This is a genomic window from Desulfosalsimonas sp. (genome assembly GCF_046483245.1).
In the GTDB taxonomy this organism is placed as follows: Bacteria; Desulfobacterota; Desulfobacteria; order Desulfobacterales; family Desulfosalsimonadaceae; genus Desulfosalsimonas.
The window spans coordinates 1-13,617 of sequence record NZ_JAWODO010000093.1; the positions used below are offsets into that span (position 1 = coordinate 1).

General features: G+C 54.2%; 14 protein-coding genes and 1 tRNA gene. 14 read left to right on the top strand and 1 reads right to left on the bottom strand.

From position 1 onward, the window contains the following. The 12 genes from R6U41_RS08465 to R6U41_RS08520 form a co-directional block, all read left to right on the top strand. A partial coding sequence (locus R6U41_RS08465; protein ID WP_410269400.1) for a hypothetical protein occupies window positions 1-263 on the top strand: 263 nt, incomplete at its 5' end. Between the two features lie 68 nt (window positions 264-331). Next, a complete protein-coding gene (locus R6U41_RS08470; protein WP_410269401.1) occupies window positions 332-1,399 on the top strand; it encodes a mannose-1-phosphate guanylyltransferase in 1,068 nt (355 codons plus the stop codon). Between the two features lie 11 nt (window positions 1,400-1,410). Next, a complete protein-coding gene (locus R6U41_RS08475; protein WP_410269402.1) occupies window positions 1,411-1,857 on the top strand; it encodes an SPOR domain-containing protein in 447 nt (148 codons plus the stop codon). Then, the gene (gene rdgB, locus R6U41_RS08480) at window positions 1,854-2,447 is read left to right on the top strand and encodes an RdgB/HAM1 family non-canonical purine NTP pyrophosphatase (protein ID WP_410269403.1); all 594 of its coding nucleotides are present in this window, start codon (window positions 1,854-1,856) and stop codon (window positions 2,445-2,447) included. The genes R6U41_RS08475 and rdgB overlap by 4 nt, the downstream gene beginning before the upstream one ends. After that, window positions 2,438-2,515: transfer RNA gene (locus R6U41_RS08485), tRNA-Pro, on the top strand. Before rdgB ends, R6U41_RS08485 begins: the two co-directional genes overlap by 10 nt. 157 nt (window positions 2,516-2,672) lie before the next feature. Next, window positions 2,673-4,268 (top strand): apolipoprotein N-acyltransferase, encoded by a 1,596-nt coding sequence (gene lnt / locus R6U41_RS08490; protein WP_410269404.1) that lies wholly within the window; start codon window positions 2,673-2,675, stop codon window positions 4,266-4,268. 91 nt (window positions 4,269-4,359) lie between these two features. Next, window positions 4,360-5,488, top strand: a protein-coding gene (prfB, locus tag R6U41_RS08495) for a peptide chain release factor 2 (protein ID WP_410269405.1) whose coding sequence is annotated in 2 segments (ribosomal slippage) — window positions 4,360-4,428 and window positions 4,430-5,488 — 1,128 coding nt in all. Because the reading frame shifts where the segments join, the coding sequence is not laid out codon by codon here. Beyond that, window positions 5,475-6,026, top strand: a complete 552-nt coding sequence (locus R6U41_RS08500) for an HDIG domain-containing metalloprotein (protein ID WP_410269406.1) — start codon at window positions 5,475-5,477, stop codon at window positions 6,024-6,026. The genes prfB and R6U41_RS08500 overlap by 14 nt, the downstream gene beginning before the upstream one ends. Window positions 6,027-6,064: 38 nt before the next feature. Beyond that, entirely contained in the window at window positions 6,065-7,687 is a 1,623-nt protein-coding gene (gene thiL, locus R6U41_RS08505; protein ID WP_410269407.1) for a thiamine-phosphate kinase, read from the top strand. Next, complete coding sequence (locus tag R6U41_RS08510) at window positions 7,684-8,136, top strand: PPC domain-containing DNA-binding protein (protein WP_410269408.1); 453 nt, start codon at window positions 7,684-7,686, stop codon at window positions 8,134-8,136. The genes thiL and R6U41_RS08510 overlap by 4 nt, the downstream gene beginning before the upstream one ends. Window positions 8,137-8,195: 59 nt before the next feature. Continuing rightward, window positions 8,196-9,596: a mannose-1-phosphate guanylyltransferase/mannose-6-phosphate isomerase gene (locus R6U41_RS08515; RefSeq protein ID WP_410269409.1), complete on the top strand. Its 1,401-nt coding sequence runs from the start codon at window positions 8,196-8,198 to the stop codon at window positions 9,594-9,596. A gap of 36 nt (window positions 9,597-9,632) precedes the next feature. Further along, window positions 9,633-10,004, top strand: a complete 372-nt coding sequence (locus tag R6U41_RS08520; protein ID WP_410269410.1) for an Hpt domain-containing protein — start codon at window positions 9,633-9,635, stop codon at window positions 10,002-10,004. Here the strand turns inward: R6U41_RS08520 and R6U41_RS08525 are convergent. After that, the gene (locus R6U41_RS08525; RefSeq protein ID WP_410269411.1) at window positions 9,977-11,932 is read right to left on the bottom strand and encodes a hypothetical protein; all 1,956 of its coding nucleotides are present in this window, start codon (window positions 11,930-11,932) and stop codon (window positions 9,977-9,979) included. The genes R6U41_RS08520 and R6U41_RS08525 overlap by 28 nt on opposite strands. 389 nt (window positions 11,933-12,321) lie before the next feature. On the opposite strand from R6U41_RS08525, the gene R6U41_RS08530 reads away from it, so the two are divergent. Together R6U41_RS08530 and R6U41_RS08535 are read left to right on the top strand one after the other, a co-directional pair. After that, window positions 12,322-13,029, top strand: coding sequence for an FHA domain-containing protein (locus R6U41_RS08530; protein ID WP_410269412.1), 708 nt, complete (start codon window positions 12,322-12,324; stop codon window positions 13,027-13,029). Between the two features lie 169 nt (window positions 13,030-13,198). Further along, the coding region (locus tag R6U41_RS08535) for a hypothetical protein (protein WP_410269413.1) at window positions 13,199-13,617 on the top strand (419 nt) is incomplete at its 3' end.

The following is a 13,617-nucleotide window of genomic DNA, read 5'->3' on the forward strand; positions in this document are numbered from 1 at the left end:
AATCCGTCAGGCAGATATTGAAATCCCGGCTTAATCTTGCAGAACTACTATGTGAATATGACAAAAGGCAGGCATTGAGCATACTGAATGATTTGAATAGTGAAGACAGTGAGATTGACGCTGATATCAAGCGGGTGCTCTGTATGGCGGGAGACCGAGATGCATGCATTAAAGCCCGGGATATGTTCACAAAGATGCATGAAGTTGATAAGAAAGCTGAGTACAGGGAGAAACTGGACCGGATAAGCCGGCTGATTAATTAGACCAACGAATATATTGACTGCAATGTTTTATTCAATATAATAAAAAAGTAATTGAAAAGAGGAGTGTCATGGAAAATTTGTTCGGCATCATACTTGCAGGCGGTAAAGGTGAAAGATTCTGGCCTATGTCCAGGGGGAACAGGCCCAAACAGCTGCTGCCTATTATAAGTGACAAGACAATGCTGGAAGAGACAGTGGAGCGTCTGGAAGGATTTATTGACAATGAGAGGATATTCACTGTATCAACAGAGCATTTGCACAAACCGATAGCAGAACTCAATGTGCTTGAAGAGGACAATGTCCTCACAGAGCCTTTCGGCAGGAACACTGCACTGGCAATCGGTTATTCTGCAGTGAAGATGAGACATATCAATGAGAATTCAACAATGCTCGTATGCCCCGCTGATCATGAAATAGCTTCCATTGCGGATTTCAAGAAGACAGTGGAATTGGGTTATAAATATGCGCAGCAGGATAATCTTGTTACATTCGGTATCACACCGACAAGGCCTGAAATAGGCTACGGCTACATTGAACTGGGCAAACCCCTTGAGGATGAAAAGGTCTATGAGATTGAAGCATTCAAGGAAAAACCCAATCTCAAAGTGGCGAGTGCATATCTGAAAAGCGGCAATACGCTCTGGAACAGCGGCATATTCCTCTGGAAGACAAGTGCAATTCTATCTGCAATAGAGAATTATATACCGGATATGTATGAGAGTTTACAGAAATTCAGCGAACACATCGGGAAAGATACTGAACAGGAAGCACTGAAGAAACTCTATGATGAAGCACCTGCAACATCCATTGATTTCGGAGTAATGGAAAGAGCTGACAATATTGTCATAGTGAGAGCTCAGTTCAAATGGGATGATGTGGGCAACTGGAATGCACTGGAACGCACCAGGGAAGCAGATGACGAGGGCAATGTTGTACACGGCAATGTGATAACAATGGATTCTGAGAATAATGTTATCTACTCCGAGGATGGCCTGATAGCAACAGTCGGTGTGAATGATGTGGTTGTAGTAAGGACAAAGGATGTGACCCTTGTATGTAATAAACGGGATACAGGCCAGATAAAGGCATTGTTGAAGCAGATAAATGACAGTGATAAATTAAAGGAATATCTCTGACGGGAGGTCAAATGTTAAAGAAAATCACAGTAATCATGCTCATTGCAGCTGTTTTTCTCGTAGGCTGCGCAAAGAAGGAAGCAGAGGAATCAGTCAAACCGGACGAAAGCATTACAATGATTGAAGAGGAAGAGGAGACAACAGAGGAACTGGAGATCATTGATGAAGAATTTGCAATGGAAGAAGAGGAACTGCTTATTGAAGAGGACACAGAGATGATGGAAGATGAAGAGGAAGATGTCTTTAAAGTGCAGCTCTTTGCAACCTATGATGAGATGAAGGCAAACAAAGTGAAGAATGATCTGCAGGGCAAATTCAGTGAAACAGTGTATGTTGAATACATTGCTCCGTATTACAAGGTCAGAGCGGGGGAATTCTCCACAAAGGCTCAGGCGGAGAATCTGAGGGACGAAGCAAGGTCAAAGGGGTACTCGGACGCATTCATTGTTCTTCCATGAAATTATTTTTTGCAACACATAACCTTGACAAGAAGAAGGAAATCGCTTATATATTAAAGAGCAAATTTGAAGTTCTTTACATAGATGATTTTGAGGATTATCCCGATGTGGTTGAAACAGGCAGTTCAACAGCTGAGAATGCATTGTTGAAGGCTGAATCAGGCATGAATTATACAGGCCTCAGCAGTTTCGCTGATGATACAGCATTGGAAGTGGATGCACTGGACGGAAAACCAGGCATTTACACAGCCCGTTTTGCAGGAGAGAATGCCACTTACAGGGATAATTATATAAAACTACTCAGTGAATTGGAACATATACCCCTTGAGAGAAGAACAGCGCGCTTCAGAACAGCAATAGCATTGATTCTCAAAGACAGGGAGCCGCAGATTTTTGAGGGAATATGTGAAGGTCGTATAGTCCTTGAACCTGAGGGTGAAAACGGATTTGGATATGACCCCGTCTTTAGACCATTAGGATATGAAGACACATTTGCTTCAATGGACCCTGAACTGAAAAATAAAATATCACACAGGGCAAGAGCAGTGAAGCATTTTACCGATTATCTCAATTCAATTGACGGGGCGTAGCGCAGCCCGCTTAGCGCGCCTGCTTTGGGAGCAGGAAGTCGCAGGTTCAAATCCTGCCGCCCCGACCAATCACTCCTGTTATTTCTGCCCCGCCAGTTCAGAGAAGTATTGGATGGTGCGCCAAAGGCCGGTGTCTAAGTCTGTGGCGGCCTGCCAGTTTAAAAGCGGCCGGGCCTTGTTAAAGCAAAATCTGGTTTGAAAGTGAAATATAGAGCAGCACCTGCCATGAAACTGAGCCCGGAAAAAAGCCTTTCCCTGTTTTTTTGCATTGCCGCGGGTGTGGTGCTGGCCTGCGCATTTGATAAAATTGGGGCGGGCTTTGCCGCCTGGTTTGCCCCGGGGCTTTTGCTGGCCGGGATCTGCCGGGTCCGCAGGCGCGCGGCGTTTCTTCTCGGAGTGCTTGCCGGATTTGTTCATTATCTGCTGCTTTTGTACTGGCTGGTGACCACCATGCACCGCTACGGCCCCATGCCCGTCTGGCTGAGCTTTTTTGCCCTGTTATTACTGGCGTTTTACCTGGCCCTGTACACGGGGGTGTTTGCCTGGGCTGTCACGCTTGTGCCAGTGCGGCCGGTATTTCTGGTGGTCTGGGTCCCGGTGTGCTGGGTGGCCCTGGAATATGCCAAAACTTTTTTGTTTACCGGTTTTCCATGGGGTCTTGCGGGCTACAGCCAGTACCGGTATCCGGTTTTGATCCAATCGGCGGATTTGTTTGGTGTCTACGGGGTGTCTTTTTTTGTCTGCGCGGTGAGCGCGGGGCTTTTTCTTTTTTTCATGCATTTGTTTCATGGCCGGTGGCAAAACCGCTTGGTGGGCCGGGGTGCGGCCATTGCCGGTCTGCTCGTTGCGGCCGGGCTTTTTGCCGCAAATGGGGGATACGGGATATTTCGGCTGGCAGAACAGGATGCGGCAGACAGGCCTGCCGGGCAGCTGCGCGTATCCGTGATCCAGGCCAACATCGAGCAGTCCCTGAAATGGGATGATGCCTATGTGGAGGCGACTCTGGACAAATATATCCGGCTTTCGGTCAGTGCTGCCGAAAAACAGCCTGACCTGGTTGTATGGCCTGAAACTGCGGTGCCGTTTTATTTTTTTCATGATTCGCAGCGCACCCGGCGGGTCCTGGACACGGCAGAACGAATGCAAACCCGTTTGCTGGCCGGTGCGCCCGCCTATGAGCGCCAAGAGGAAAGCAGCGGGCTGGATCTGTTTAACTCCGCCTATCTCATTGACGTCCAGGGCCGGGTGGCCGGCCGGTATGACAAGGTCCACCTGGTGCCGTTTGGCGAATATGTGCCCCTGAAAAAATGGCTGCCCTTTGTAGGAAAAATCGTGCCGGAAACCGGCGATTTTTCCCCGGGCCGGCCCGGGCGCCTGCTTTCGGCCGGCAATCGGGATATGGGCGCGGATATGGGCGTGCAGATTTGCTATGAAATCATCTTTCCCCACCTTTCGGCGGCCATGGTCCGGGCCGGGGCCGATATTTTGGTCAATATCACCAATGATGCCTGGTTCGGCGATACTTCCGCACCGTTTCAGCATTTTTCCATGGCCGTGTTCAGGGCCGTGGAAAACCGCAGGCCGGTGGTGCGGGCGGCCAACACGGGCATCAGCGGGTTTATTGATTCGGCCGGCCGCATCCGGGCATCTTCCGGTGTTTTTCAAACCACGAGCCTGACCCGGGACGTGGCCCTGGCCGGAGGCGAGGTCGCATTTTACACCCGCTGCTCCCATCTGTTGCCGGGCCTTTGTGCGGCCGCGGCCCTGGTTTTCGTCCTGGCCGGCCTGAGAAAAGGCTTGAGAAGCCGCCGGGCTTCCTGATAAAGAAAGAAAAACAAACCACAACTTGTGAGAAACCGCCCCGGGTAGGGGAGGTATATCTTCTGCTATAAAATTAAGGAGGACACGGGCCATGTCTGAGGAACTCAAATCCATGGTAAATGAATTGTATGAAAAAATCGACCAGTTAAAGGGGTATCTTTGACATCCCTGAAACCCAACGGCGCCTGGCGGAAATCGAAAGCCTTCTGGCCGCCGAGGACTTCTGGAATGAACCGGACAATGCCAGAAAGATTCTCCAGGAGCGTTCCCGCTTAAGCCAGCGCATGGAAAGGTGGCAGAACCTATACAAGGAGATCGAAGACTGCGGCGTGCTTTTGGAACTGGCCGAGGAAGAAGACGACTCGTCTTCTCTGACAGAGGTGCGCCGGCTGGCGGAGAAACTGGAACAACAGATTCGTCGGTTTTCAGTGGACATGATGCTAAGCGGCACAGATGACAGCCGCAACGCCATTGTATCGATTAATGCCGGTGCCGGCGGCACCGAGGCCCAGGACTGGGCCGAGATGCTGTTTCGCATGTACACGCGGTGGTGCGAGGAAAAGAAATATACCATTGATATCATGGATTTGCAGCCCGGAGACGAAGCCGGCATCAAGAGCGTGACTTTTACCGCCAAGGGAGAAAACGCTTTTGGCTATCTCAAGGTGGAAACCGGCGTGCACCGGCTGGTGCGGATATCGCCCTTTAACGCCAGCGGCAAGCGGCACACTTCCTTTGCATCGGTGTTTGTCTACCCGGAAATCGATGATGAGATCGTGGTGGATATTGATGAAAACGATCTTCGGGTGGATACGTTCCGCGCCAGCGGCGCAGGCGGCCAGCACGTGAACAAGACCAGCAGCGCCGTACGCATCACCCATCAGCCAACCGGCATCGTGGTGCAGTGCCAGCAAGAAAAATCCCAGCTTCGAAACCGGGAACTGGCCATGCGGGTGCTTCGGGCAAGACTTTACCAGCTGGAGCAGGAAAAGCAGGAACGCAAGATGCAGGCCATCCATGAGGGCAAGGGTGAGATCGCCTGGGGCAACCAGATACGGTCCTATGTGCTCCATCCCTATCAGATGGTCAAGGATCACAGAATCAACATGGATGTGGGCAACGTCAATGCGGTGCTAGACGGCTGGATTGACCCGTTTATCGAGGCCGTGCTTTTGTCCGGCGTGCAGCAAAACGCCTCTGCGGTCAATGAACCCGCTTGACCTGATCCGCGTCTATTACCGGCCCGGAACCCTTGCTTACCGGGTGCTGACCGTCCACAGCACGGCCGTGGCCGAAGCCGCCGTGGCCGTTGCCCGGCGGGTGGTGCACCTGGAACCGGATACAGGGTTTATCCGGGAGGCGGCCATGCTCCACGATATCGGCATCTGCCGGGTCAATGCCCCGGAAATCGGATGTTTCGGCACATATCCCTATGTCTGCCACGGGTGGCTGGGGGCGCAGATGCTGGAAAGCCAGGGCCTGCCGGCCCATGCCCGGGTATGTGAGCGCCACGTGGGCGTGGGGCTTTCCGCAGAAGACATTGCCCAACAGCAGCTTGCCCTGCCGGTGCGCGACATGCTGCCCGAAACCCTGGAAGAGCAAATCATCTGTTTTGCGGATTTGTTTTTCTCCAAGATGCCGCCGCCTGACGGCACCCGCAAGGATCCGGCCGCGGTGGCCGCCTCCCTGAAGCCCTGGGGGCCGGAAAAAACCGGGCGTTTTAAGCATTGGCAGCAAATTTTCGGCGCTTGCGTGTAGACGCGGCAGCCGTGTTTTGTCAAATTCGTGGGAGTGCTTTGAAAAATTCCAGAATTGATCTGCGGTTTTATTTTATCACCGATGACGGCGCATCCGGACCCGGGCCCCTGGAGCAGGCGAAAATCGCCATAGCAGCCGGGGCCACGGTTGTCCAGTACCGCAATAAGGCTTTTTCCGCCCCGGATTTCAATGAAGCCGAAGCCATTGCCCATTTCTGTGCCATCCACGGGGTGCCCTTTATCGTCAATGACGACATGATCCTGGCCCGGGCCCTGGGTGCTGACGGGGTGCATCTGGGCCAGCAGGACGCCGACCCGGCCCTGGCTCGGCAGATCCTGGGCCCTGCAGCCATTGTGGGAGTTTCTGTGGCCGATTTGGAAGAGCTTTCCCGGACCGATACAGCCCAGTGCGATTATCTGGGAACCGGGCCGGTTTTTGCCACGGGCACCAAGGCGGATGCCGGAGATGCCATCGGTCTGGGCGGCCTTGCCGAGGTGGCCCGCCAGTCCGGTCTTCCTGTTGTGGCCATTGGCGGTATTTTTCCGGAATCGGTGGGCGCGTGCATGGAAAGCGGCGCAGACGGGGTGGCTGTGATCAGCGCCATTACCCGGGCAGATGATCCCGCGGCCGCAGCAGCCCGCTTTGCCGCAGCTTCCGGTACCCGGTCCCGGGTTGTGCAGACGCCCTGGCAGGACGAGTTTTTATTGATCCGCCGGATTCTGGGACAGCCTGGCGATGGCCGAGACCCGCAAGGACTGCTCCGGGTGGGGGCCGGTGATGACGCAGCCCTGCTTTCCCATATCGCCAGACCCGTGATCACCACCGACACCCAGCATGAAAACATTCATTTCCGCCGCTTTTGGCAGAGTTTCTTTGAGATCGGATACAAGGCCGCAGAAACTGCCTTCAGCGATCTGGCCGCCTGCTATGCCTTTCCCCTGGCGCTTTTTGTCAACCTGTCACTGCCGGCTACGGTTTCCCGGCAAGGTGTCATGGAAATCTATGAGGGCATCCGCGCATCGCTTGCCCCCTGCGGCGCGGTGCTTGGCGGTGGCAACGTGTCTTCTGCGCAAAGTCTGGCCATTGACATGTTTGTGGTGGGCTCCGGCCATGCTGGTATTTTTCCTGTGCGCTCGGCTGCAGCGCCCGGTCATGGCCTGTATGTCACCGGCCCCCTGGGCCGGGCCCGGGCCGGGCTGGAGTGCCTGATGCGGGGCGATTATGCGTTTCCCGGGCTGATTGAGGCGTTCAAGCGTCCCAGGGCCCGGTTTGACGCCGCCGGGGTGCTGGCAGATCATGGGGTGGCCTGTGTCATGGATATCAGCGACGGGCTGGCCGGAGATGTCGGCCACCTGGCCCAAGCCTCGGGGATCACCGCGGTCCTGGACCTTTGCCGGGCGCCGGCAGATCCGGAGTTTGCTTCCTTTTGCGAAAAATACCAAATGGTCCCTGCAGATGTCATGGCCGCGGGCGGAGAGGATTATGAACTGTTGTTTGCCTGCCCCCCGGAAGTGTTTGCCGCCATTTGCCGGCAGCTTCCCGAAGCTTTTTGCGTGGGCACCTGCCGGGCTTATGACGGCGAATCGGTCAGGGGGCTGCCGGAGACAATTAAAGGCTTTTGGCACGGATCAGACAAATCAGCCAGGGAGATCAATCCATGAAATATTCAGAGGCATCACTGGGCCGGGTTTTTGTGATCCGGCTCGAAGACGGCGATATTGTCCATGAGGCCATTGAAGCCTTTGCCGCGGAAAACGGGATCATGGCCGCAGCCATCATCATCCTGGGTGGGGCGGACAAGGACAGCCGCCTGGTGGTGGGACCTGAAAACGGCCGGGCCGCGCAAATCACCCCCATGACCCATGTGCTTGAAGCGGTGCACGAGGCTGCTGGCACGGGCACGATTTTTCCCGATCAAGCGGGCAAACCCGTGCTGCATTTGCACATGGCATGCGGCCGGGGACAAAACAGCGTGACCGGGTGCGTGCGCACAGGGGTAAAGGTCTGGCAGGTTATGGAGGTGGTGGCAATCGAGATTACCGGCACGGATGTCCGGCGTCTGCCGGATGCTGCAACGGGTTTTGAGCTGCTTTGTCCGCGCTCAAAATGAGCTCAGAGCAAAGAAATCAACTTTTTATGAAACCATCCTGAAAAAGGAGACCTGATTTTATGATTCCCGTGATTCTGGCAGGCGGTTCCGGCACCCGGCTGTGGCCCATGTCCCGGGAGCTTTACCCGAAACAGCTTCTTGCGATGACAGGCGCCTGTACCATGCTTCAGCACACCCTGATGCGCCTTGACCGGATTGCGGGCCTGGAGGCGCCGGTGGTGCTCTGCAATGAGAGCTACAGATACGGCATTGCCCGCCAGCTTCGGGAAATCGGGGTCCACGGGTTTGAGCTCATCCTGGAACCAGTCGGGAGAAACACGGCACCGGCGATTGCAGTGGCCGCATTAAAAGCCATGTCCCGGTCCTCAGATGAGCAGATCCTGGTGCTGCCCGCAGATCACCTGATCCGCGATGTTGCGGCTTTCCACGAGGCAGTGGGCACAGCCGCCGCCTTTGCCCGGCAGGGGTATCTGACCACATTTGGCGTGGTCCCCCGAAGCCCTGAAACCGGCTACGGCTATATCCGCAAAGGGCCGGCCGTGGATCCAGGGGCCGCGGATGCCGGCGGACCGAAAGCTTTTGCCATTTCCCGGTTTGTGGAAAAGCCGGATCTGGAAACCGCGCAGCAGTATCTGGATTCGGGGCAATACTGCTGGAATTCAGGGATGTTTCTGTTTCAGGCCGCAGATATCTGGGATGAACTCAAACAGTTTGACCCGGATATGGCTGATGCCTGCCGCCTTGCCCTGGAAAACGGGCGTGTTGAACAGGATGCCCTTTTTCTGGACCCGGGCGCCTTTGGCCGGTGCCGGGCGGATTCCATTGATTATTCGGTAATGGAAAAAACCGAAAAAGGCGTGATGGTCCCGATGGATGCCGGGTGGAGCGATCTTGGCTCCTGGGCGGCCATGTGGGAGTGCGGCACAGGGGATGAAAACGGAAACGTCTGCACAGGCGATGTTTTGGTCGAGAAAACAAAAAACAGCCTTGTGTTTGCCCAATCCCGACTGGTGGCCGCAGCCGGCATCCGGGATTTGGTGATTGTGGAAACCGCTGATGCGGTGCTGGTGGCCGACCGCACCCGGAGCCAGGAGGTCAAGTCGGTTGTGTCCGGTCTCAAGGCGCGCAACCGCGGGGAAGTTTTTTTGCATCCCACCCGGTTTCTGCCCTGGGGCGTTGTGATTGAAATCCACACTGACGCGCAATGCGCGATCCGGCGCATTGAAATCGATCCTGGAAAAAGTTTTGAGATCACATCGCCTGCATATGCCGGGTGTTATTGGAGCGTGATTTCGGGAAGCGGCTGGATGACCCGGGACCAGGACCGTGAGAAAATGGATCAAGGCTTTTGCCGGCATATCGGCCCGAAACAGCACCAGGGTGTGGAGGCCTGCGGCCAGGCGCCCCTGGTAATCCTGGAAACTTCCGTCCCGGCCGCGGGACCGGATCATCTGCTGTGATGGTATGTGGAAAAATCCTTTGGAGGATAATGATATATGGGCAACAGTGAAATAAAAGACGCGCTTTTTGACAAGGCCGACTTTATCGACCGGGTGGAAGGCGACATGGAACTGGCCGCAGAGATCGCAGAGATGTTTTTGGAGGATGCAGCAGAAAACATGGACAAGATCCGGCAGTCTGCCTCCCGAAAGGATTTCGGGGCACTGGGACAGGCTGCGCATTCCCTGAAGGGGGCTTCTGCCAATCTGTCCGGCATGCGGGTCCGGCGGGCGGCCGCGGACCTGGAACGGGCAGCAAAGGAAAACAAACCAGAAAGCGTTGAACACCGTTTGGCTCTGCTTGAAAAGGAACTGGCTGCTTTCCGGAGCGCATTGCAGGATCAGATTTTGTCTGTCCGGGGGGGATAAAGCGTCATGCAGGGGCCTTTCCGGCCGGAAGGGTCTGCAGACCAGTCGGGCGAATGCATGGTGTAAAACACCCGTTCGAGCATGAAGGACAGGATAAAGCAGGCGTCTGCCGCCGAGGAAATGCGCTGGATGGATTCCTGCAGGTGCACTATCCGGTATTTGGCATGCGCAATGGCATAAAGGGCCTGCAGGGCGTCTGCGGTTTGCGAATCCGGCCTGCTGCCCAGCAGGATCTTTTCGCGGATGCTTTTCTGCAGGGACCGGGGCGAGGCTTTTAATATTTCGTCACGGCGCCGGTCCAGAAATGAATGGCGGTTGATTCGGGATCTGATGTCTGCTTCAAGCTGATGTTTTTCCTTGTATGCAGCCCCGGCGAGAAAGGTTTTCAGGTGGTGGGGAAACGAGATTTCAACAGATTCGGTTCGTTTTTGGTACCGCTTGATTTTTTCAATGAATTCGGCAATTGCGGTTTTCCAGAATTTACCGGAAACGTTGGTATACATCCGGAGCAACCGGTCCGGGTTTTTCCCGGCATTTCTCCGGGCCCTGATGATTTCGGGCATCAGCCGGCCGGTTTTGGCAAAAAGAACCCGGCCGTTGATGATATGAAAGATAATGGCCACGGCTGCATACCAGTCCTGGAGATAAAAGATGGGCTCCAGGGATTCGGGATAAAGTCGCTGGAGAATCGGGTTGGGAAACACGTGCGACGGGGTGGCAAAAGGCGGCGTGCCCGCCAGCAGGGGCTGAGGCGGTTTTTCCTCCTTGTTGAAGCACACGGCGGTTTCCAGATCAATCAAGCCGAGCCCGTATGTGGATGGATCTGCCAGGATGTGTTCAGCCGCGTCCAATTGGCGGTCAATAAACATGTTGTCCGGCTTGAGATCCCGGATGGCCACCCGTTGCTGATTTAAGCGATAGAGAAGTTCCAGTACACTGATTGTCAGCCCCTTTATGCGAAGCCGGTTGGTTTGAAAGTTTTTGCGCTGGATGCGTGTGTGCACGGTTTTGTAAAGATTGTCCAGACTCTGCCGGTTTTCCGCGATGAGTGCATCGGTTAGTTCGTGGAGCTTTTCGGGCAGGCCCTCGGGCAGATCGTCGGCCTCGATTTCCGGGCGAAACCCTGCGATCCTGGAAAAAAACCACTGCCGGCGCTGGTAAGGCGCCACGCCCGTGTTTCCGTGTTTTCCGCTCAGGCGGTCCACCCGGTCTTCGAAGTCTGCGTAAAGCCGGCAAAGATCCAGGTAAACCCGTGCGCTGTGCTTTCCGTAAAGGGATTTGAACGTGGGCAGATCCGTAAATGCCTCGGGCATGCTCTGGAGGATATCGCTGCGCATCCGTTCCTTGACCACGTGCATGGATTCGATCACCTGGTTGAAAAATCCGTGCCTGGAAAGCTCCATGAAATAAACAAAGCTGTTGTTGATCTTCAGATACTGCTGCACCCCGGGTTTTCCCCGGAGTTCGGCAATGCAGGCATTTTCGGTTTCTTCCGGGGTAAGTCCCCCGGGCAGCCTGACAAAGGGCAGTTTTTTCAAAATGGTTTGCATCCGGGGAAAAATACAGGAAATAGCCGGGGACAGGCGCTTTGCAATCCGGTGCTCCAGCTTGATGTGCGCCAGGTAGGTTGACAGTTCCGTGATGGGATGGGGCGGAATTTTGATGACCAGGGGCTCGTCGTAGATCACGCTGAAGCACATGCTTTTGCTCTCCACCCGCTCACCGATGGGCAGTATGCTCATGCGCCGGTATTTATCGGTTTTCCCGATCCGGAGCTTTAATTCATAGACGGTACTGGCCGTTGAATTGTCGGATATGCGGACGGCTTCTGCGGCATCCGGTTTTTTGGCCGGTCCCAGAACCTGGATTGTAAACAGGTGCAGGAAATAATCGATTATGGACTGGATGTCTGCAGTTGCCTTGTGCATGCAAAAAACCTGGTTTGCCCTTTCAGCAGTGGGTGGCCGGGCAGATCAATGACTCCGGATGATGAAATGACTTTGGTCCAAACTGAGCAATTTCCAACCTAAGCTGCGTTTCACATTTTTAAAGTTTTTGTTTCCATATTATTTTAAATGATTTCGATTAATTTCAGCCTTAAAAATTTGAAACGCTTAGTTTCGGTTCAGGTTAGCTTGTCTTCAAGCCGGCCGTCAATGAGATTTTTTCCGCGGGAGTTGCGGGATTTACGGTAATTTTGCGGTTGACCTTTGTTTTTAAAAAGCCTATATTAATCAAAATTGATGAATTCCAAATAAAATCAAGAGGATTTGTTAAAATTGGCCCGTGTTTCCGAAAGCCGTCATGGAAGGTGTCTATGCCGTATGTGGTGCTGAAATCCGGTGAACAAAAACTCAAGACCTATCGTCTTGATCCGTCCCGTAAAATTCGTATCGGCAGGGCCCAAAACAATGATATCCTCGTGGAGGACTCGGCTGTCTCCAGCACGCACGCGGAACTGGAACCCGAAGGACAGCATTTTTACCTCACGGATTTCAATAGCCGAAACGGCACTTTTGTCAACAAGGAACTAGTGATTTCCCGCCGCCTGTCCCACGGGGACGTGATTTCCCTGGGTAACCACACCATGGTTTTCGCATACGGCAATGACGAGCAAAGGCCGCCGGATTTTCAGGAAAATGTCCACCAGGCCACTTTGCAGATCGATACGGCCGACCACCGGGCCAGGCTGGCCAGGGGGGTTGCTGAAATGGCCGAGCCCGAGGAGAAGGAAACCGCTGTACAGCCGGTGATCAGTTTTTTGTCTGAAACCCGCCCCCCCATGCCTATCGAAAAAAACCGCACAACCCTGGGGAAGGATTCGGGCTGTGATATCCGGGCCCGTGGCTGGCGTGTGCGCAAAGCCGAGGCATTTATTGAAAAGTCCGATGACAACTATTATCTGGTTCCGGAGCACCCCAAAAGCCGGGTGAAGCTAAATTATCAGCCAGTCAAAACCCGGACTCAGCTTGCGGAATTCGATGTTATTGAACTGGGGGCCACCATGGTGCAGTTTCACTTTTGATGGTGCTGTAAAAAGTTCAATATCTGCGTTACGCGCGATTCCTCAGAATTTCACGTACGGATAAGTACGCTGCATTCTTCGGAATCGCGCAAGCCTTGATCTTAAACTTTTTACGGCACCATCTGAAATCAGACTTTTTACGGTGCCATCACTTTTGACGGAAGAATCCATGACCGGCCAAAGCCATCCGCCCGAAGATCCGCACCATCAGGCTGCCGCGACGGCATCCGGATTTGCCAGGCGCCAGGAACTGGCATTTTGGGCACAGTTGTTTTTAATTGCCGCGGTCCTGGCGGTACTGACTGCCGCGGCCATGGGCAATGGTGCCGGAATATGGGTGGTTGGCGCTTCTGGCGGGGCAATGGCGCTGCTGGCGGTATTGGCATGGCGGGTTTATGCCTGCTGGATCCGTCCGGCGAGGCAGCTGGTCGGACACATGATGATCGCAAAGCAGGCAAATCCGGATTCCGACCCGGATGCCTCCCTGGTCCGCGATGTTCCCAGGGAGTGGCGGCCCTGGTTTAATCTGGTTTCGCGCATTGGTCTGCGTCTGGCCGAACTGGAGCAGCGGATTTCTGAGGCCGGTTT